At 43.0% G+C, this 17493-nt stretch carries 16 protein-coding genes; 11 read left to right on the top strand and 5 right to left on the bottom strand.

The window, feature by feature from the left end:
• The first annotated feature begins 116 nt into the window (after positions 1-116).
• The 8 genes from fldA to B5D77_RS02945 all read left to right on the top strand — a co-directional run bounded on the left by fldA (position 117) and on the right by B5D77_RS02945 (position 7952).
• On the top strand, positions 117-629 hold the full coding sequence (gene fldA / locus B5D77_RS02980; protein WP_002760221.1) for a flavodoxin FldA: 513 nt from the start codon (positions 117-119) through the stop codon (positions 627-629).
• Positions 630-754: 125 nt separating this feature from the next.
• Complete coding sequence (locus B5D77_RS02975; RefSeq protein WP_106908246.1) at positions 755-1498, top strand: alpha/beta fold hydrolase; 744 nt, start codon at positions 755-757, stop codon at positions 1496-1498.
• A 19-nt stretch (positions 1499-1517) separates the two neighbouring features.
• On the top strand, positions 1518-1895 hold the full coding sequence (locus B5D77_RS02970) for a hypothetical protein (protein WP_106908245.1): 378 nt from the start codon (positions 1518-1520) through the stop codon (positions 1893-1895).
• Between the two features lie 108 nt (positions 1896-2003).
• The gene (gene thrS, locus B5D77_RS02965; protein WP_106908244.1) at positions 2004-3860 is read left to right on the top strand and encodes a threonine--tRNA ligase; all 1857 of its coding nucleotides are present in this window, start codon (positions 2004-2006) and stop codon (positions 3858-3860) included.
• 114 nt (positions 3861-3974) lie between these two features.
• Entirely contained in the window at positions 3975-5006 is a 1032-nt protein-coding gene (locus B5D77_RS02960) for a GTP-binding protein (RefSeq protein ID WP_008200812.1), read from the top strand.
• 637 nt (positions 5007-5643) lie between these two features.
• Positions 5644-6423, top strand: coding sequence for a hypothetical protein (locus tag B5D77_RS02955; RefSeq protein ID WP_106908243.1), 780 nt, complete (start codon positions 5644-5646; stop codon positions 6421-6423).
• A complete protein-coding gene (locus tag B5D77_RS02950; protein ID WP_002742233.1) occupies positions 6423-7232 on the top strand; it encodes a metallophosphoesterase in 810 nt (269 codons plus the stop codon). The genes B5D77_RS02955 and B5D77_RS02950 overlap by 1 nt, the downstream gene beginning before the upstream one ends.
• Positions 7233-7253: 21 nt before the next feature.
• On the top strand, positions 7254-7952 hold the full coding sequence (locus B5D77_RS02945; protein WP_106908242.1) for a metallophosphoesterase: 699 nt from the start codon (positions 7254-7256) through the stop codon (positions 7950-7952).
• Between the two features lie 320 nt (positions 7953-8272).
• On the opposite strand, the gene B5D77_RS02940 is transcribed toward B5D77_RS02945, so the two are convergent.
• Together B5D77_RS02940 and B5D77_RS02935 are read right to left on the bottom strand one after the other, a co-directional pair.
• Positions 8273-9256: a methyltransferase domain-containing protein gene (locus B5D77_RS02940; RefSeq protein ID WP_008200819.1), complete on the bottom strand. Its 984-nt coding sequence runs from the start codon at positions 9254-9256 to the stop codon at positions 8273-8275.
• A 97-nt stretch (positions 9257-9353) separates the two neighbouring features.
• Positions 9354-11696, bottom strand: a complete 2343-nt coding sequence (locus B5D77_RS02935) for a hybrid sensor histidine kinase/response regulator (RefSeq protein WP_008200820.1) — start codon at positions 11694-11696, stop codon at positions 9354-9356.
• A 276-nt stretch (positions 11697-11972) separates the two neighbouring features.
• Between B5D77_RS02935 and B5D77_RS02930 the strand changes: the two genes are divergently transcribed.
• The 3 genes from B5D77_RS02930 (at position 11973) to kaiC (ending at position 15029) form a co-directional block, all read left to right on the top strand.
• Positions 11973-12902: a circadian clock protein KaiA gene (locus tag B5D77_RS02930; protein WP_106908241.1), complete on the top strand. Its 930-nt coding sequence runs from the start codon at positions 11973-11975 to the stop codon at positions 12900-12902.
• Between the two features lie 56 nt (positions 12903-12958).
• Positions 12959-13273: a circadian clock protein KaiB gene (gene kaiB / locus B5D77_RS02925; protein WP_002733742.1), complete on the top strand. Its 315-nt coding sequence runs from the start codon at positions 12959-12961 to the stop codon at positions 13271-13273.
• Positions 13274-13466: 193 nt separating this feature from the next.
• Positions 13467-15029, top strand: coding sequence for a circadian clock protein KaiC (kaiC, locus tag B5D77_RS02920; RefSeq protein ID WP_008200829.1), 1563 nt, complete (start codon positions 13467-13469; stop codon positions 15027-15029).
• A gap of 173 nt (positions 15030-15202) precedes the next feature.
• On the opposite strand, the gene B5D77_RS02915 is transcribed toward kaiC, so the two are convergent.
• The 3 genes from B5D77_RS02915 to B5D77_RS02910 all read right to left on the bottom strand — a co-directional run bounded on the left by B5D77_RS02915 (position 15203) and on the right by B5D77_RS02910 (position 17492).
• Entirely contained in the window at positions 15203-16198 is a 996-nt protein-coding gene (locus B5D77_RS02915; protein WP_008200831.1) for a lysylphosphatidylglycerol synthase transmembrane domain-containing protein, read from the bottom strand.
• Between the two features lie 83 nt (positions 16199-16281).
• Positions 16282-16410: a hypothetical protein gene (locus tag B5D77_RS27620; RefSeq protein ID WP_256386910.1), complete on the bottom strand. Its 129-nt coding sequence runs from the start codon at positions 16408-16410 to the stop codon at positions 16282-16284.
• Complete coding sequence (locus B5D77_RS02910; protein WP_008200834.1) at positions 16395-17492, bottom strand: sulfotransferase; 1098 nt, start codon at positions 17490-17492, stop codon at positions 16395-16397. Before B5D77_RS02910 ends, B5D77_RS27620 begins: the two co-directional genes overlap by 16 nt.
• Position 17493 lies beyond the last annotated feature (1 nt).

Raw genomic sequence — 17493 nt, 5'->3', positions numbered from 1 at the left:
TTCTTGCCGGCAGGAAATGCCAGTTTCAGAGGCCGAAAACTGTAATCAGGGGCTTTATTCCCTATCAAGGAGAATTAAGAGTTAAACTCACTTATTTCGCAACAAGGACAAATTTTATGGCAAAAATTGGCTTATTTTTTGGCACGCAAACCGGCAAAACCGAAACGGTGGCGGAAATGATTCAGAAAGAATTTGGAGGTGAGGCAATTGTAGAATTACACGATATCTCCTCCGCTTCTACCGAGGATTTTGCCCCCTACGATGCCCTGATTATCGGTTGTCCCACATGGAATATCGGCGAATTACAAAGCGATTGGGAGGGTTTTTACGATGAATTGGATGACATTGATTTCGTCTCCAAAAAGGTCGCTTATTTCGGGATGGGGGATCAAATCGGTTATGCGGATAACTTTCAAGATGCTCTGGGGATACTGGAAGAAAAAATCGCCTCCCTAGGGGGTAAAACCGTCGGTTACTGGCCGACAGAAGGTTACGATTTTAACGAGTCGAAAGCCCTAAAAAATGGCAAATTTGTCGGTTTAGCCCTCGATGAAGACAACCAATCCGATTTAACTGAACAACGGATCAAAACCTGGGTCGCGGGACTTAAGGGCGAATTTGGCGTTTAGTTAGCTATCAATCAGTTATCAGTTATCAGTTATCAGTGAATAGTATTAAGTGGCTAGTTCGCAGCTTTCTTTTCACCGATTACTGATTACTGTTTACTGAAAAATCCCCTATATCCTTGATTATTATGTCTCGATTACCTGATGCAGTTTGGATTAATGTTAACCCCAGTTTTCGCCGTTTTGATCGCCCGGTGTTGGATTTTTTAGCCAGGGAAGTTGCGATCGCTGATTGGCAATACTGTCAATCTCTTGATCAGCCAGCTTCTCTTGATATTGCCTTGGTATTAATACAAGATTACCTGAAACAATGCGAGCGACCGCTGCATTTAGTCGGCCACGGCACGGGGGGATTAGTAGGATTACTGTATGCGCGTCGTTATCCGGAAAGGGTAAAATCCTTAACTTTGCTCTCTGTGGGAGTCTATCCGGCGATCGATTGGCAAGCTCATTATTATGTGCTATCAAAATTACTGCCTTGTTCTCGTCAAACTCTGCTCAATCAATCGGTTCACAATCTTTTTGGCCATCAACCCTGCGCTTTAACCCAAGAATATCGCTATCTCTTGGAAGAGGATTTATTATTGTCCCTTTCTCCCCATAATCTCTATCAGAATGCCCATTTCGCCCCGGGGACAGTTCCCGTACCCCTGTTAGTCTGTGGGGGAGATATCGATACGATTATCGATCAGCATTTGTTGCAGGGATGGCAACCCTGGTTAAAGTCAGGCGATCGCATTTGGAGTTGTCACAAAGGGCGTTATTTTTTCCACTATTCCCACCCCTACAGCGTCAGTCAAGAGATTTTTAGTTTTTGGCGATCTCTAGTTCCACAGGAATTTCTTTCTGAGCAAACTGTAATTATTCCTTAATTGACAAAAATCGAGATTTATGTTAAGGCTAATACCGCTCTTTTGTCCGATCGCGATCTGGATAACGCTGCTGTTCTTTTTTACTGCCCTTTTTCTTGCTGTTGCCCAAGGGCGCCGGCAGTTGCAAAAGCTGCATCGGATTCCCTGTAGTCGCTGTGTTTTTTGTACTGGAGATTATCGCTTGAAATGTGCGGTGCATCCAATGCGCGCTTTTTCGGAAGAGGCGCTCGATTGTCGGGATTTTGAGCGAGAAATTCAGGAAAATCAGAAAACGGGTTTCTTGAAGAAACCCGTTTTCTCAGTTTCTTTTCTCGTCATCATAACCTGGATTCTGGCTGTTAAGTCGAGAATATCGTCGGTAATCCCTGTTTTTAAAACGGGGAAACTTCCAGTTTGAGCGGTAAGCTATCAGCGTTGAGCTTGCCGCTAGAGGATTTGAGCGCATTTTTTCTCAGACATCAGCCCTCCTTTGCTAAAATGATAATCATTATCATTTTAACTAGCAATGGTCAATCAAATTAAGTCCCCCCGAGCAGAAAGCCCCTTTATCGAAGAAGATTCGCAAAAAATCGTAAAAATACGCCATACTTGCGCCCATATCTTAGCGATGGCCGTACAAACTCTCTTTCCTGAAACCAAAGTCGCTATTGGTCCCTGGACAGAAACGGGATTCTACTACGATTTTGATCGCCAAACACCCTTTACCCCCGAAGATTTGGAGAAAATAGCGGCAGAAATGGGGCGAATTATCGGGAAAAACCTGCCAATTATCCGAGAAGTGCTGGAAAGAAGCGAAATTGCCGCAGAAATCGAGCGCCTTAATCAACCCTACAAAAAGTTAATTTTAGAGAGAATTCCCCCAGATGAAACCATTACCCGTTATTTTATCGGTAGTCCGGACGCAGGACGGAGCGATCGAGAACCCTCGTTAATTGATGGCGCTGTTTCTCCCCCGGAAGAATTTTGGTGGGATCTGTGTGCGGGACCCCATCTCAACTCGACGGGGGAAATTAACCCAGATGCTTTCGTCTTGGAAAGTGTAGCGGGTGCTTATTGGCAAGGAGATGAAAAACAGCCGCAATTACAGCGAATTTACGGCACAGCTTGGCAAACCCCCGCAGAATTACAAAATTATCTCCAACAAAAAGAAGAAGCGCAGCGACGAGATCATCGCAAATTGGGACAACAATTAAAATTATTTAGCATCCAAGAAGATGCCGGTGGCGGTTTAGTTTTTTGGCATCCCCGGGGTGCAACAATGCGTTATTTAATCGAAGATTATTGGCGCCAAGCTCATTTAGAAGCGGGTTATCAATTTCTTTATACTCCCCATCTAGCTAATTTAGATCTGTGGAAAACTTCCGGACATTGGGACTTTTATCGCGACAATATGTTTGAGGCGATCGAGTTAGAACAGCAAAGCTATCAAATTAAGCCAATGAATTGTCCTTTTCATGTTTTAACCTATCAAAATGACCTGCATTCCTATCGAGAATTTCCCCTCAGATGGGCAGAATTAGGCACAGTTTATCGTTACGAGCGATCAGGGGTTTTACACGGATTAATGCGGGTAAGAGGTTTTACTCAAGATGATGCTCATATTTTCTGTTTACCAGAACAAATTGCCGCAGAGATTCTAGGAGTTTTGAACTTAACCGAGAAAATTCTCTCCGATTTTGGCTTTACTAATTATCAGATAAATTTATCGACTCGTCCCAGTAAATCCGTGGGTAGCGATAGTGTTTGGGAATTGGCAACAGAGGCTTTAATTGAGGCCTTAAATGCTAAAAAGTGGGATTATATTGAGGATCAGGGAGGTGGGGCTTTTTATGGTCCGAAAATTGATATAAAAATTCAAGATGCGATCGGTAGAATGTGGCAATGTTCCACGATTCAGGTCGATTTTAACTTGCCAGAACGCTTTGATATGCAATATGTCGCTAGGGATGGTAGTCGCGAAAGACCGATTATGATTCATCGAGCTATTTTTGGCTCTTTGGAAAGATTTTTTGGTATTTTAATCGAGAATTATGCGGGAGATTTTCCTCTCTGGTTAGCACCTATTCAAGTCCGTTTATTACCCGTTAGTGATGAACAGCAGCATTATGCTTTAGAGGTAGCAATGCAGTTAAAACAAGCTGGTTATCGAGTGGAAATCGATAAAAGTGGTGAGCGTTTAGGCAAACAAATTCGTACAGGAGAACTGGAAAAAATCCCTGTCTTAGCTGTGATTGGAAAACGAGAAGTTAGCAGTAAAACTCTAAGTGTTCGCACTCGACAAGGGGGTGATTTAGGTTCGATGACGCTGGCAGATTTATTAGAAAAAATGCAAACAGCGATCCTATCTAAAACTAATCTCTGAAACTTTTGTATAAACCAGCAATTAGTGGATATCGATCCCCTCCAAGCGAATTTAACAGGGTTGAGAAAAGCCTATTTTCTGCCAATTAATTAACTTAAAAGTGGGTTAGCTACCATGAGTTCTTTGATAATTCCTCTCTCCGATTCCCTCCCTTGCTTGCCTAAATCAGGAATGCCTGTGACGATTATTACTGGTTTTTTAGGGAGTGGAAAAACCACCTTACTAAATCATATTCTTGACAATAAAGAAGGGTTAAAAGTTGCCGTATTAGTCAATGAGTTTGGGGATATTAATATTGATTCTCAATTGCTTGTCTCCATCGATGAAGATATGGTAGAATTGAGTAATGGCTGTATTTGTTGTACGATTAATGATAGTTTAATTGAGACAGTCTATCAGGTCTTAGAAAAAGAAATACCCGTGGACTATCTAATCATTGAAACCACAGGATTAGCCGATCCTTTGCCAATTATCCTCACTTTCCTGGCCACGGAATTAAAATATCTGACTCGCTTAGATTCTATTATTACCCTCGTGGATTCTGAAACCTTTACTGCCGATCATTTTGATAGTAATATTGCCCTTAGTCAAATTCGTTATGGTGACGTGGTAATTCTCAATAAAATAGATCGAGTCAGTCCCAAAAAATTAGATGATTTAGAAAAGTTTATTCGTCGAGAAAAAGAGGGTATAAGACTCCTAAAAAGTAGTTATGGTCAGGTTCCTTTGGGTTTATTGTTAGATCTAGGTTTAACTAAAGAAGAATTGTATAAAGTCCAGTTGAGAGACTTTCAAAAAAATCGCCCAATCTCCAGTGATAATCAATCTCCTGAAGACTTTAATTTTGTCTCCTTTGTTAGCGATAAACCATTTAATTTAGATAAATTTGAACCTTTTCTCACGGAAAAAATGCCGATAAATGTTTTTCGAGCAAAAGGGATTCTCTGGTTTCAACAAAGCGATTTAAAACATATTTTTCAATTGAGCGGTCTTCGTTATGATCTGCAAGCGGTAGAATGGGATACATCTCCTAATAATCAGTTAGTTTTTATCGGCAGAAATTTAAATAAAGAGGAAATCTTGACACAACTAAACGAATGCTTGGCTAGTTCTCAAAAAATTAAAAAGCACAAACTAAGTAGGTAGGTGTTAAAAGTTTTCAGACACCCCCCCTCTGTCCTTTAGTCACATCTTTCTTAACATTTCAAACCTTTGTGGCACAAGGCTTTCAAGACTCGGTTAACAATTTGTAATATTCCTTGTTGACACCCTTACTGACAAAGAAAAAACTGAAATCAAGTCAGGATAAGGGTTGGAGTGCTTACTGCAAAAATTGTTAAGAAAGATCCCTATAAGGGATAGCTTATTAAGGGGGGATTAAGGGGGGATCGAACCTAAAATCGATTTTTAATTTAATTAAAACCAGCTACTTATGAATAATTTATGGATAAAAACTTTAAAATTTAACGAACCCTCGATCCCATGGTTTTACGTCTCTTTGTTCTCCAAGCTCATTATCGCAAACCCTTGCACTTTACGGAAGCGGCGCTCAATTAAGGGAACAATTAAAAACGAGGGGAATTATCTTAGTTGATTTACCCGATGGACAAAGCCAATGGTATCCTAGAGAAAAGAGCCATAACCATGATTAATATCCCAAGAGACCGCCAATTTTTCCCAAAATAACCTTGCTAAGTCTAGAGGATTGGTTTAAGAAAGATTACTTGCCCCAATCTAACTTATGCTAGAATGATTATCATTACCACAATAAAGAAGGAGCAAAATGATTATCGTGGTGACGGGGGGTATAGCTGCGGGAAAAACCCATTGGATTCGCCAACAAATCGCCAAACAGACGCAGCCAAGTCTATATTTTAGTCCCCAGACGGAAACTTTTCCCATTGATCACCTCACTTTACAGAGTGACTTTCCCCAGTTGTCCTCTATTTCTAGGGAAGAAGAAGACCTTTTGAGCAGTTTATCCATGAAAAACAGGGTCTATATGGAAGTACCATGGCATTTAGACACGCAATCCCTCGAAAGCTTTCTAAAACCCCTCAATTGTCATCGGGTAGCGATTACGTCTCCAGACGAAGAAATCCCCGAAGGACAAGTTCCCGTCGATGAAATAGTCATCAGTCCCGTCAAAACAACCATAAAAGGTGATCAATGGTTAAAAAAACGGGAAATACAGATTTATAGAGCCGTTTTAACGGGAGAAATCCTCGATTTTTCCAGTTTAACCACCTTTTGGACAGAATTAACCCAAGGAGCCTATGGGGAAGTGCTGCGGGTCAAAAGTATCTTCGATATCATCGACGGTCAGTGTATTTATGGGGAATTTATGGATGAATGGCCAGAAAAAGACTTTCAAAGCTTAAATTTCCCCTTAAATGTCGATGGGAGACCGAATCGCTTCAGTGGGATTGAAATCGTCGGTCGCAATCTCGATAAACCGATAATTGCCGATACCCTGAGTGATTGTTGTCTGTCCGATGAGGCACTTTTTTATTATCAACAACAATTTCAAGAATCTTTAGAGCCAGAAATGGAGTTAATCTGATGAAAATAGCCGTTTTATCCTGTATTCATGGCAATATGCCCGCTTTTAATGCTGTTTTGCAAGATTTAGACCAACAGGGTTGTCAAGAAATCTACTGTTTAGGGGATTTAGTTGGGTATGGACCCCATCCTAACCAAGTGGTGGAAAAAATCCGTCAACTGGGGATTACTACAGTACAAGGGTGTTGGGATGAGGATATCGTTGAGGGATTAAATGCCTGTGAGTGCAGTTATCCGTCGCTTTTAGCAGAAAAACGCGGTAGATTAGCTCATGAGTGGACAAATCAAATAATCACCCCAGAAAACCGTAATTATTTGTCAAAACTGCCCGAAATTTTTAAGCTAGATCACCTCTGTTTTGTTCATGGTAGTCCCCAAAGTAACCATGAGTACCTTTTAGCCGAAATGGACGCTTTTACGGCTTTAGAACGGGTTTTATCGGTAGATACAGAGGTTTTATTCTGTGGACATACCCACATCCCCTACATTCGCACTCTCGACGCGGGAAGCTTGCAAATAAAAGTTTATCAACCCGATGGGGAACAGTCGCGGCAATTTACCACACCGGTTAAACGTATCATCAACGTGGGATCGGTGGGAGAACCACGTCACGGTCGTCCAAATGCCACCTATGTGATTTACGATCGAGAAACGGCAGCGGTACAACTGCGAGAAGTGGCCTATAACTATCAGGAAACCTGTCAGGCTATTTTAGCATCGGGTTTACCTCCTATTTTCGCTTGGCGATTGGCTAAGGGTCTAGAATATGCGGAAAAAGCCGATGATCCGACTCATGTTTGCGAACGTTAATTTGTGATAAATCAAGAAATTATGTGGGCAATTTTAAGCGGTATTCAAGGCAATTTACCAGCCTATCAAGCGGTCTTGGAAGATATTCAGCAACGGTCAGTTACTGTAGAAAATTTATATATTTTAGGAGATTTTATCGGTGTTAATCCCGATAGTGAAATGCTGGTAGAACAAATACGTTATCCCACTAAAAATAACTTATATCCGCAGGTTTGTCGGGGATGGTGGGAAGAACAATGTTTAATTTTACACAGTTTAGGAGCAACAGGAGAACCGACGGAATTAATCCATAAACATGGAATTGATAGCACTAAACAACTCTGGGACGCAGTTTCTTTAGAAACGGTGCAATGGTTACGAAATCTCGATTTTGGTTTTGTCGAGTTGGATTGTTTATTAATTCATGGCAGTAGTGTCAGTGTTAGTGAAGAATTAACCCCCGATACTCCCCCATGGCAAATTTTAGATCGACTGCAACGGGTGGGAGTTAATAATCTATTTTGTGGTCGTTCAGGAAAAGTTTTTGATTATTCTTTACAGTCCGCTAATTTAACTAGCACTGTTACTACTTTAGATAAACGGCAACCAAGTCAAACTTTGACGATTCAAGATAAGCGTTTAATTGGGGTTGGTAGCGTTGGTAAAGAATTAAATAAAGCAGTTTACACTCTCTATAATCCCAGTAATAATTGCGTGGAGTTTAGAACCGTACCTTATTAATCCATGAAAGATTAATTAGATATTCAAGATTAATTTAAGTAGGTAGGTGTTAAAAATTATCAGACACCCCCCTTATCAAGCTGTCCTTTAGTCACATCTTTCTTAACATTTCAAACCTTTGTGGCACAAGGCTTTCAAGACTCGGTTAACAATTTGTAATATTCCTTGTTGACACCCTTACTGACAAAGAAAAAACTGAAATCAAGTCAGGATAAGGGTTGGAGTGCTTACTGCAAAAATTGTTAAGAAAGATCCCTATAAGGGATAGCTTATCAAGGGGGGATCAAGGGGGGATTTATCTTCAATTTAATTATAACCAGCTAGATAACTGAGGTAAGAGACTCTTGCTGACTTGCTTGCAGATGGGATTGAGCGCGAACAGCGTGGAACATCCCAAAACGACATAAACCCGTACCAAAGGCCAAACGCATCAGCAGAATTGTCGGCACTTCTCGGACAGATTTAACCAACCCAGTTAGACCAAATTGCCACCAACCTTGGGGACGAATCACCCCTTGCCAAATGGTATCAATCCAAGAGGGTAGAGTGGCTTTTGTCCAGTCAGCAGTCATCACTTCCCCATCTACCAATCCCGTGGCCGCTAACTGTTCGGCAAAACCTTCGATACTGGCAAAAGCGGGGTGGGACCACTGATCCAAAAGTTGGCGCATTACAGGACTTTCCCAGAAATTGAGCGGTTTTTGACGGTCATCTCGCTGATTCCAGTCCGCTACCACTAGGACTCCCCCCGGCTTAAGAACTCGCAGTAATTCCTGAGCAAAAACGGCTTTGTCCGGCATATGGGGACCGGCTTCGATTGACCAGACCACATCAAAACTCTCGTCGGGAAAAGAAAGGGCCATGGCATCATCGACCAAAAAGCGAGCATTTACATCTGGGGGTGTTAGTTCTTTGGCCCGTGCCACTTGTTTGGGACTAATGGTGACACCGGTAACGGCAAATCCGTAGTCGCGGGCCAGAATGCGACTGCTGCCACCAATACCACAACCGACATCGAGGAGAGTGGCACCGGTGGGTAGTTTATCCAAACCTCCCCAAGAGACCATTTCCGCCACAAAGTCAGCTTTTGCCTGTAGAAAGTCTTTTTTTTCTGGTGGGGAACCGTAGTGACCTAAATGGATGTGTTCGCCCCAATAATATTCTAAAATCCCGTCTTCGGTCCATTGGTCGTAGGAATTGGCCACCGAGTCCGACGATTGGTACTTGCGAGAGGAAACAAAATAGACGACGATAGCGATCGCTAGGAGTAAACCTAAAGATGATGTCAGCAAAAGTATATTCATTAAATGCTGCTGGGCAAACTGATACAAAGCTTAATAACTCTTAAAGATTATACAACCTTGAGGTTCTGCGGGCTGAGGTCTAATTATCAGTCCCCCTTTACCCCTCTTGGTGGCCAGAAAAAGCCAGATCAGCAGTCTCAATTACCTTTAATAGCTGTTCGATGCGGTTTTCCGTCGGGGGGGCCAAACAGGGAAAAACGGCTAAACCGGGGATTTGATTGGCCACCTCGGTGACAGCCACATCAAGGGTGACTAGGGGTAAATTAGCTAGGGTTTGCGACTCGCTCAAGGTTTGCAGATAAGAGTATAAATCTTCTGCGATCGAACTATCGATTAGGATAGCGTCCACCTCCCAGACAGTGGCCAAAAGTTCCGCCTGTTCGCAACTATCGGCCTCAATAAAACGATAATTCTCCCGAACTAATTGATTATTCCAAATCCAGCTAAAGGAAGATAAATCGGAGAAATTAGGGGCATAATGACCGTGCAAACGCAGCAGAGTCGGAGCAGTGCGCCGTTTTCGGCTAGGAACGGGGGAAACGGTCAGATTTAGGCAAGCTTGCAGAGCTGCCGAAGTGATTGGCGGAACCAGAAAACTATCGGCCCCTTGCTGTTGACTGCGGTTGCGCTCGCAATCGGCGGCGGTGACAATAACTTTTATATCTTGGGTTTGGGGATGGGATTTCAGCAGCGTTAACACATCCCAACCGGACAAGAGGGGTAGATTGGGATTGAGAAAAACACAACGGGGTTTTAACTGACGGGCTTTTTCGATCGCTTCGGTCCCGCTACGGGCGATAATGGCTTTTAATCCCAATTCACTTAAGCGATCGACAAACTGTTCGATAACTTGGGGATTAGCTTCCACCACTAACACCAGACGTTGGGGGGTCGATTGTTCCTCTTCTGTTCCTTGGGGATGAACCGGCAGCAGTAAAGTGAATTGACTGCCTTCCCGGTCCTTGGAGACAAAAGATAGATCACCGCCGTGACAGCGTGCTAATTTTTGGCTGAGGACTAAACCTAAACCCGCACCCTCAAATTGACGGGTGAAAGGACTTTCTAGCTGTTGGAATTTCTGAAAAATCAGATGCTGGGATTCTTCCGGAATACCGATCCCCGTATCCCAGACGGTAAAAGCCAGCCAATTTTCCCAACGATTGACTTTAATGCCCAAATTACCGCCGTCAATGGTGAATTTTACCGCATTATCTAACAAATGCACTAACATCTGTTGTAAACGGGCTTCATCGGCCAGGACATAATCTAACCCCGATTCGATGTCAAGACGATAGCTGTTGGGGAGATCAAGACGTTGGGGATATTTATCGACGATGATATCGTACACCCGTTGACAGAGGCGATCGATTTTGACTCTAGCTAAAGTTAATTTTAGTTGTCCTGTCTCTAGGCGGGTTAAATCGAGGAGATCATTAACTAAAGCCATCAACTGGCGACCGCTGCGATAGATTAAATCGGCATATTTGGACTGTCGGGGGTTAAGTTCACCGATTTTTTGTTCCCGCAGCAGATTGGAGAGACCGATAACGGCGGTGAGGGGCGATTTAAACTCATGGCTGACACAGGCGAGAAATTCATCCTTAAGACGATTTAAATGGACTAAATCGGCATTTTTAACCGCTAATTCCCGACAATATTGCTGTTGTTCCGTGATATCGGTGGCTAATAGTAACCACAGTCCCGAAGTTTTCTCGATCAAGGGATAATGACCTGTCCAATTTAACGGCGCGGACAACAGGCGCCAAGTCTTGGTTAAACCCGATGTCAGCGTTTCCAGACGCTGGGGGAACAGGGGGGGGGTGGGGGATTGGGGAGTTAAGGGTTGAGTGGGGAAAGCTGCCCCGATTTGTTGGCACCAAGCCTGATTTTGGTATAAAATTCCCGCTTCTGGACTGTAGAGCAGCAGCGGCAGCGGTAATTGTTCCAAAAATTCCAGAGGACGATCTCCGCGGTGGGAGAAATTGCGATCGCTGATGCGGAGCTGCGGAGAGGGATCATCGAGAATCGAGCGCCCGAGACAAAATTGCAGTAGTTTGCCCGTGTCTAAGCGCCCTAACAGTTTACCCTGAGCATCCACTAAAATAGGAACCAATGCGATCGCTTCTCCCCTCAGGTTTGCCAGAAACTCACTGACGGCCATGCGCGAGTTCAGAGGGATAATCGGACGCAGCCAACCGCTCAGATCCAGACAGTTGCAGGAGGGGTTTCTGGTTTCGGGGTGCTGTTGTTGATAGAGGAGGTAAGCGATCAGGGCTTGACTCTCAATCAGTCCTAGGGGACAATACCGCTCATCCACCACCACGATCGCTTCTGGATTGCCCGTATTAATTAAATCTAAAAGACTGGCCGTATCAACAATTAATTCACAGGCAGTGACGGATTGATTAAAGTGATGGAGACTGAGGGTAACGCTAGGCATGGGGATAATTGGGTGGGCGGTGGCGGTAACTTTAGGGCATAATTAACAAACTGATGGCCAAACTATTAGTCGTCCTAGAACTCGAATTTACCTTGATTATGACGCTCGCTCATCTAGAGGACCACTCGATTGATTACAATTAACTACAATACCCACTGCCAAAAAGCCAAGTTAACTTTAACTTCTCCGATCTGATGGCGAGGGGGTTGTCTTCTCAACAGAGACAGCCTAACCTATAATTTGTTATTTTCTATCTACCTTGCGGGTGAGAAAACGTTGCCTCCGAGACTGACTATTTATGCTTTTGTCCCAACGGACTCACCCTTGACGGGAGTGAGTTCACCCCCAGGGCTGGTTAATTCTTTGACGGCTTTATTGGCTAATGAACGCTATAATCTAACCCTAGGGTCCTCTTCTAGCGAATTACTGGCTAATATCGAGGCACAGAAGGAAAAAATCGATTGTTTGCTGGTGGTCTTTCATCCTTCCCTACAGCCGACTTTTAATCAACTCTACGAAGCGGGGGTTTTACTGCCAGTAGTGATCATTGTCGCTGACAAAAACATCACTGCCGGAACGAATGACTCTCCCACCTGTCTCTATCATAGTGCCGAATTACAAATTACCGTCAAGGAATTAGACAGCATCACCTCGGTAATCGACCAAGCGATCGCTCGATTTCTCCATTTAGCTCCTAACTGCTCTTTTTCCGAGCGGACTACGATTGTTAACCAACCGAATCCAGTGGCCAATAATCACAGTTTTCTCCTCCTACAACAGCGCCGTTTAGCAGAAAAATTAAAAGAAAGACTCGGCTATTTAGGTGTTTACTACAAACGCAACCCGCAGCTATTTTATCGCAATCTTGCCCCGGAGGAAAAAAAAGAATTACTGCGGGAAGTAAGAGCAGATTATCGGGAGATTATTTTAAATTACTTCCAACAGGATTATCCGATTAATCAAGCGATCGACGAGTTGGTTAATAATGTCTTTTTTACCGATCTCTCCGTGTCGCAAATTCTGGAAATTCACATGGAGTTAATGGATGAATTTTCCCAACAATTAAAATTAGAAGGCAGAAGCGAGGAAATTCTCCTAGATTATCGTCTCGCTCTCATTGATATCCTGGCTCATCTAGGGGAAATGTACCGTCGTTCCATACCTCGCGAGGATATCCCTTATGATTTATTATTGGGAATAGACTAAAATATCCCAGACAAATAGCGATGAACTCATATCCCCAGCCCCTTTGATCCTAACCTATGAGCGTCTTTAAAAAAACCTATGTTTTAAAACTGTACGTCGCCGGGAACACCCCCAACTCCGTGCGAGCCTTAAAAACCCTGAAAAATATCCTAGAAGAGGAATTTCAGGGAGTTTATGCGCTCAAGGTGATTGACGTACTGAAAAACCCGCAACTAGCGGAGGAAGACAAGATTCTCGCCACTCCTACCCTCGCGAAGGTCCTCCCTCCCCCGGTGCGGAAAATTATCGGTGATTTGTCCGATCGAGAGAAGGTTCTGATCGGTTTAGACTTACTGTACGAGGAAATTCGTGAACGAGAAAATGATAGCTAGGCCTTCGGCAATAGGTGATTAGACGGGTTATATTTATTGAAGGAGAAATGATCGGGGCGTAATCTAGTACGTCTATGGGAAAGTCAAGAGTCAATGGCAATCGAGATAGTGTAAAGTGTCTAGTCAGTCCCGATATGTTTCTGTGGAAAAATTAGATAAAAATCCTACTCTTTAAATACTCGCTGGATAAATAATGACTCAATCTAACTCTAATAGCCAACCAAATCCACCGATTAAACCGAAAGGTGTTCGCAAAATTAGAACCCTAATTGAAGGTTTTGATGAGATCACTCACGGTGGTTTACCCATGGGGCGAACTACCTTAGTGAGTGGCACTTCTGGCACGGGAAAAACCCTGCTTGCCGTTCAATTTCTCTACCACGGTATCAAGTATTTTGACTATCCGGGCCTGTTTGTTACTTTTGAAGAATCTCCCACCGATATTATCCAAAATGCCTATAGTTTTGGTTGGGATTTAGAAGAATTAATTGACCAGGGTAAATTATTTATTCTCGATGCTTCCCCGGATCCAGAAGGTCAAGAGGTGGTGGGTAGTTTTGATCTTTCGGCCCTAATCGAGCGCATTCAATACGCAATTACTAAATATAAAGCCAAACTGGTATCGGTTGACTCTGTAACTGCTGTTTTTCAGCAGTACGAAGCGGTGTCAGTGGTGCGGCGAGAAATTTTTCGGCTCGTGGCCCGGTTAAAATTATTAGAAGTGACTTCAATTATGACCACGGAACGTATCGAAGAATACGGAGCGGTGGCCCGTTTTGGTGTAGAGGAATTTGTCTCTGATAATGTGGTAATTATGCGGAACGTGCTAGAGGGAGAAAGGCGACGCAGAACCGCGGAAATCCTCAAATTACGGGGAACAACCCACATGAAGGGGGAATATCCCTTTACTATCACCAATGATGGCATTAATATCTTCCCCCTCGGAGCCATGCGTTTAACTCAGCGCTCTTCTAATGTCCGCATTTCTTCGGGAGTAAAAACCCTCGATGATATGTGTGGAGGCGGTTTTTTCAAGGATTCGATTATTTTGGCCACAGGAGCAACCGGTACGGGTAAAACTCTCCTAGTCAGTAAATTTCTGGAAGAAGGATGTCGGCGCGGTGAGCGAGCGATTTTGTTCGCTTATGAAGAATCTCGCGCCCAATTGTCCCGAAATGCCTCTTCTTGGGGGATCGATTTTGAGGAGATGGAACGCAAGGGATTATTAAAATTGTTGTGTTCTTACCCCGAATCGGCGGGATTAGAAGACCATTTACAGATGATTAAGTCGGAAATCTCGGAATTTAAACCCTCTCGTATTGCTATTGATTCTCTATCGGCACTCGCGCGCGGGGTGACAAATAATGCTTTTCGGCAATTTGTGATCGGGGTGACAGGATACGCCAAACAGGAGGAAATTACGGGATTTTTCACCAATACCACCGACCAATTTATGGGAGCGCACTCGATCACCGAATCCCATATTTCTACGATTACCGACACGATTTTAATGTTGCAGTATGTGGAAATTCGCGGCGAAATGTCGCGAGCGATTAACGTCTTTAAGATGCGCGGTTCTTGGCACGATAAAGGGATTCGTGAATATACTATCAGTCAGGACGGGGCGGATATCAAGGATTCTTTCCGCAATTACGAGCGGATTATTAGTGGTTCCCCAACTAAAATTAGCGTCGATGAAAAGACTGAATTATCGCGGATTGTTCGCAATGTACGCGAAAAATTACAGGATGAATAATCGGGAGTTGGCTCTCTTGGATTTGGTGGGTAAAATGTATTCTAAGATACAGTACCGCTGGCGAGGGAGTGGAAGGAACCACAGAGACACAGAGGACACAAAGATCGATCGATCCTATGTAAGTTAAACTTATCACAGAGAACCTAGAAGAGCCGGGAGTTGACTGATGGAGATTATTTTGAAGAGCGATCGGGTAAAGTCGGTCTTAAGGAAAATAACCACCAGATCAACAAACCTAATATAATCCAGAGAATATCTTTAACCCGGCGAATTACAGAAATCGCTAAACCTAATTCTAGACTACCGGTTAAGGAAGCACCCAGCAGCACTAAAGAGCCTTCTAAAGTACCGATATTAGCGGGAATAAAAAAGGTTCCAGCGCGCACCAATTGAGCGACAGAATCAAATAACCAAGCATCGGCAAAAGTAATCGGATGTTGGAGAAATTGCATTAAAACATAGATTTCTAAAACTCCGAGGGGCCAATTGAGAAAACCGACGATCAAGCCATTTCTAAATAGGGGCAGATTCCGGTAAAATTCCCCTAAACGATCATCGACACTGCGAAGATTTTCTAAAGGTTTAGCTAGGCGATCGCCTAAAAAAGAATGACCTAATCGATTAACTATTCGGGAGGATAAACGGAATCGCTGAATCAAGAAAAATATCAGGATACAACTGGAGAATATAGCAAGACTTAATCCAGTAAAAGTTTTAAAAGAATTAGAAAATTTTGGAGAAGCTAGGAGCAGAAAAAAACCGATAATTGCAAAGAAGACAAGGGAAGCAGTATTTAACGTTTTTGTCAGAATAATCGAGGCACTGGTTTCTTTATAGCTAATCTGATAGTGAGTTTTTAACATCACTGCTTTAAAACCTTCTCCTCCCAAAGAAGCGAAAGGAGTCACGCGATTAAAGGCTGCCCCTACCATGTAAATTAATAATAGGCGAATTGTCCATCGAGGTTGGATAGGAATACTTTTAAAAGTTAGTTGCCAAGTAAAAACATCGGTGAGGAATTCTAGGAAGTAAAAAATAATTATTAATGTCATTCCCCACCAACCGACTAGGGTGATTTGTTGCCAAACTTCTTGTAGATTTGTTTGGCGCAAAATTACCCCTAGTAAAACAAAACCTAAACCCAGAAAAATAAATTTAAGATATTTCATACTAAATTATGAATTATGAATTATGAATTATGAATTATGAATTATGAATTGTGAATTGTGAATTATGAATTATGAATTATGAATTATGAATTATGAATTGTGACTGATAACTGATAACTGATAACTGGTAACTGGTAACTGGTAACTGATAACTGATAACTGATAACTGATAACTGATAACTGAAAAAGCTGATAACTAAAAATAGTTCCAACGTTGAATAAATGGCAGCCAATGGGATTCGACTAACTCGATCGCTTTTGCATCTGGGGGATAATTATTTTTTTTATATCCTTGCAGACTGCTGATATATTTCTCAAAGCGAGGCATAGATATTTTTAAGTCGGGAAGTTGCAGTTGATCGTAGATTTTCTCGATTTGTGCTAGGGGAGCTTTTTCTAAATCTTCAAAACGAATTTCTACAAAACTATCGGCGGGTAAATCGGCACTATCTCGCAGGAGAGAATTGAGCATTGGGGGATAACTTTTCAGAATTACCTGCTCGATTTCATCCGTGGATAAATTATCGTAGGATTGTAGTGCTAGTTCCGGTAGGATGCGGGTAAAAAAGTGACGGGTTGAGGGAAAAACTAGATAGGGATTGCGGTAGATATGAATAAATTTAGCATCGGGCCAGATAGCTCGCAATCTGGCGATGTGTGCCGTATAAACGGGGTTTTTAAGTAGTAATTGTTTGCCTTTTTGATGGATGGAAACTTTTTTTAATAGATGAGTATGCCAACGTTGCCAATTGGCGATTTCTTTCTCGCTGCAGCCTTGAAAAAAAACCCCTCGCTGGAAATGATACTGAAAACGTTGGGGAAAGTATAAACCATGGTAGTAGGAAAGGGGGATCATGCTGGCCAGGGCGATCGAGTCTTCTTGGGGGGAATCGGGAGTAACGGCAACGTTATCCACATGGCGATCGCTCGGTAAGGCCAATTCTAGCAGCGGTTGAAATAAGCGGACGATACCGAGGATATCCCAGGGTAATCCCACCGCTAGGGGCGAAATATAGCCAAAATGCTCCGATTGACCGAGTAAATTGTGGAGATGGGTCGTGCCGCTGCGCCAATAGCCGACAATAAAAATGGGTGCTTTTACCTGCACGCGGCGCTCATAAAACCCTGTCATTAAAATTCGTTCTAGGGTAGAAAAAGGCAGTCGCGCCAGGGTAACTGCCAGGGCCAGGGTTGCCGGGGCCAAATTGGGGCGATCGATGCCGCCATTGGTCAAAAATAAATGAAGGAGAGTGCTAAGGTTACTACCGCAGAGGGGATGAAACAAACTAGACATA

The organism is Microcystis sp. MC19 (assembly GCF_003019735.1).
In the GTDB taxonomy this organism is placed as follows: Bacteria; Cyanobacteriota; Cyanobacteriia; order Cyanobacteriales; family Microcystaceae; genus Microcystis.
This window is presented reverse-complemented; position numbering and strand designations above follow the sequence as displayed.

Coding starts and splice junctions, on each gene's coding strand:
- B5D77_RS02935 (WP_008200820.1), bottom strand. CDS start 11,696: ATGCCTAGCGTTACCCTCAGTCTCCATCACTTTAATCAATCCGTCACT.
- kaiB (WP_002733742.1), top strand. CDS start 12,959: ATGAGCGTCTTTAAAAAAACCTATGTTTTAAAACTGTACGTCGCCGGG.
- kaiC (WP_008200829.1), top strand. CDS start 13,467: ATGACTCAATCTAACTCTAATAGCCAACCAAATCCACCGATTAAACCG.
- B5D77_RS02950 (WP_002742233.1), top strand. CDS start 6,423: ATGAAAATAGCCGTTTTATCCTGTATTCATGGCAATATGCCCGCTTTT.
- B5D77_RS02975 (WP_106908246.1), top strand. CDS start 755: ATGTCTCGATTACCTGATGCAGTTTGGATTAATGTTAACCCCAGTTTT.
- B5D77_RS02960 (WP_008200812.1), top strand. CDS start 3,975: ATGAGTTCTTTGATAATTCCTCTCTCCGATTCCCTCCCTTGCTTGCCT.
- B5D77_RS02940 (WP_008200819.1), bottom strand. CDS start 9,256: ATGAATATACTTTTGCTGACATCATCTTTAGGTTTACTCCTAGCGATC.
- B5D77_RS02955 (WP_106908243.1), top strand. CDS start 5,644: ATGATTATCGTGGTGACGGGGGGTATAGCTGCGGGAAAAACCCATTGG.
- B5D77_RS02945 (WP_106908242.1), top strand. CDS start 7,254: ATGTGGGCAATTTTAAGCGGTATTCAAGGCAATTTACCAGCCTATCAA.
- B5D77_RS02915 (WP_008200831.1), bottom strand. CDS start 16,198: ATGAAATATCTTAAATTTATTTTTCTGGGTTTAGGTTTTGTTTTACTA.
- B5D77_RS02910 (WP_008200834.1), bottom strand. CDS start 17,492: ATGTCTAGTTTGTTTCATCCCCTCTGCGGTAGTAACCTTAGCACTCTC.
- thrS (WP_106908244.1), top strand. CDS start 2,004: ATGGTCAATCAAATTAAGTCCCCCCGAGCAGAAAGCCCCTTTATCGAA.
- fldA (WP_002760221.1), top strand. CDS start 117: ATGGCAAAAATTGGCTTATTTTTTGGCACGCAAACCGGCAAAACCGAA.
- B5D77_RS02970 (WP_106908245.1), top strand. CDS start 1,518: ATGTTAAGGCTAATACCGCTCTTTTGTCCGATCGCGATCTGGATAACG.